At 69.6% G+C, this 2,532-nt stretch carries 3 protein-coding genes; 2 read left to right on the top strand and 1 reads right to left on the bottom strand.

From position 1 onward, the window contains the following. The coding region (locus ACFWF3_RS31870; RefSeq protein WP_379317500.1) for a hypothetical protein at positions 1 to 432 on the top strand (432 nt) is incomplete at its 5' end. Position 433: 1 nt separating this feature from the next. Next, positions 434 to 1,255, top strand: a complete 822-nt coding sequence (gene pyrF, locus ACFWF3_RS31865) for an orotidine-5'-phosphate decarboxylase (RefSeq protein ID WP_379317498.1) — start codon at positions 434 to 436, stop codon at positions 1,253 to 1,255. An 82-nt stretch (positions 1,256 to 1,337) separates the two neighbouring features. Here the strand turns inward: pyrF and ACFWF3_RS31860 are convergent, their stop codons facing one another. Next, positions 1,338 to 2,405, bottom strand: a complete 1,068-nt coding sequence (locus ACFWF3_RS31860) for a serine hydrolase domain-containing protein (protein ID WP_379317496.1) — start codon at positions 2,403 to 2,405, stop codon at positions 1,338 to 1,340. Positions 2,406 to 2,532 lie beyond the last annotated feature (127 nt).

Here is a 2,532-nt window from a genome sequence, read left to right as displayed (position 1 = left end):
GGTCCTTCAGGATGGCCGGGTTCTTCTCCAGGTACCGGATCACGAAGTTCTTCACGTCGAGCCGGCCGGTCGGTGGTCTTCTACAACGACCCCGGCCGGCTGGAGGCCCACCTGCTGGAGGTCTCCCCGGCCGACGCCCGGCTGATCCGCTCCTTCTGCCGCGACCTGCGGCGGTTCACCGAGATCGAGCTGTACCCCTTCCTCACCGCCCCCGCCCTGCGCACGGTCCGCGAGAAGGCGGCCACCCCCTACGGCAACTCGGGCCCCCGCGTGGACGGCTACGAGATCCGCACCGCCGCGGTGGGCGCGAACATTCCGTGCATCACCACCGTGCAGGGCGCTGCCGCGGCGGTGCAGGGCATCGAGGCCGGTATCAACGGTGGCATCGGGGTGCGCTCGCTGCAGGAACTGCACTCGAAACTGCGTGGCTGACATGAGCTTCGGTCACCGGTTGCAGCACGCCATGCGGCAGTTCGGACCCGTGTGCGTCGGCATCGACCCCCACCCCGCGCTGCTGCGGGCGTGGGGGCTCACCGAAGACGTCGACGGGCTCGAGGCGTTCGCCGAGATCTGTGTCGAGGCCTTCGACGGGCGCGTCGCCCTGGTGAAGCCACAGGTCGCGTTCTTCGAAACCTACGGTTCCGGCGGCATCGCGGTGCTCGAGCGCACCATCTCGGTGCTGCGGGCGTCGGGCACCTTGGTGCTGGCCGATGCCAAGCGCGGCGACATCGGCTCCACCATGGACGCCTACGCCCATGCCTGGCTCGGCGACGGCCCGCTGGGTTCGGACGCCGTGACGGTCTCGCCCTACCTCGGGTTCGGCTCCCTCGATCCGGCGCTGAGCCTGGCGAAGGACAATCACCGCGGGGTCTTCGTGCTCTCGGCGACCTCGAATCCCGAAGGGGCGCAACTGCAGCGGATCACCGCCGCGGACGGGCGCACCATCGCGCAGACGATGGTCGACGAGGCCGCGGCTCGTAATGTCGGGTCCGGTTTCGGTTCCGTCGGCGTGGTCGTGGGTGCGACGCTCACCGAGGCGCCCGACCTGTCGGCCCTCAACGGCCCGATCCTGATGCCCGGTGTCGGCGCGCAGGGCGGGGGAGCGGACTCCATCCGCGCCCTGGTCACCGAGGCGAACTTCGCCGCCGCCGTCCCCGCGGTGTCGCGCGAGGTGCTCAACGCGGGCCCGTCGGTGACGGCGCTGTGCGACAAGACGGCACAGCTGCAAGAGGAGTTCGCCTTCCTGCAGCGCTGATGAACGCCATGGCGGGCCGGGGTAGCGACACGCTGCCCCGGCCTCGTCGTTGTTGCGCCCCACTGCCCAGGGGAGAACTCCGTCAGGCGAGGCAGTATGTGGCGGTGACCGTGGTGAACAGCGACAGCGCGTCCGACGACGCCGCCGAGCCGAGAACCATCGTCAGCGACCGGCCGCCGGTCGAGCGGAACGCGTACGAGACGTAGCCGAGCAGTTCACCGCCGTGTCCCCACAGGTCGGCGCCACACGGAGGCTCGAAACGCTGCAGGCCGAGGCCGTAGTGGAAACCCATGCCCATCGGGACGGTCTCCCGCATCCGGTCCCACGACGCGGGGCTCAGCAGGCGCCCACCGAGCAGTGCGGCGAAGAACGCGTCGAGATCGGCTGTGGTGGAGATCATTTCACCCGCGGCCCAGTCCAGCGAGGGGTTCATCTCGGTCACATCCACGCGCCCGGCACCGTCGATGTCGCGGTGCGCGGTGAGGGCGGGCGCGGGGACGCGCGGGTCGTCGCCGGGCACGGTGGTGGCGGTCAACCGCAGCGGCGTGAGGACACGGTCGCGGATCTCGTCGCCGTAGCGGTGCCCGGTCACGTGCTCGATCAGCAGGCCGAGCGCGATGTAGTTGGTGTTCGAGTACCGGAAGCGGGCGCCCGGTGCGAAATACGGGTCGTGGCGCATCGCGGTGGCGAGCAGATCGCGCGGCGCGTGCGCGCGGAAGCGGTCGTCACCGCGCCACCGGTTCGTCGACAGGCCCGATTCCTTCATGTAGTCGTAGAGCCCGCTGGTGTGATTCATCAACTGCCGCACCGTGATCCGGTCACCGCCCGGAATCGGCTCCGGCAGTTGCCCGGCGATCGGGCCGTCGAGCTCGACTCTGCCCTCGTCGACCAGTTGCAGCACCACGGTGGCGACGAAGGTCTTGGTGATGCTGCCGATCCGGAACCTGCTGTGCGGTCCCGGCGTACTCGTCTGCCCGGCGGCGCTGCCCTCGTGGTGCCATTCGCGCTGCCGCTCGCCGTCGGAAACTCGCACCACCACGTCGGTGTCGTTCCAGCGCGCCGTGGCCTCGACCATATCCCCGACGACCCGCCACCGTGCCGTCACGAGGACGAGAGCGGCCACCAACGTGGCCGTCACAACGGTGCCCACAACGAGCACTGTGGCCCGAAAGAGTTTCTGTCGCATAGCTTTCGACGCTAAGTAGCTACTCGGACCGTATCGATGGTGCAGGCCCCGCGACGACGGGTGCGGAAAACCCCACCCTGCGACTGCGGTC

It is taken from the genome of Nocardia sp. NPDC060220 (assembly GCF_042727815.1).
In the GTDB taxonomy this organism is placed as follows: domain Bacteria; phylum Actinomycetota; class Actinomycetes; order Mycobacteriales; family Mycobacteriaceae; genus Nocardia.
This window is presented reverse-complemented; position numbering and strand designations above follow the sequence as displayed.

Coding starts and splice junctions, on each gene's coding strand:
- pyrF (WP_379317498.1), top strand. CDS start 434: ATGAGCTTCGGTCACCGGTTGCAGCACGCCATGCGGCAGTTCGGACCC.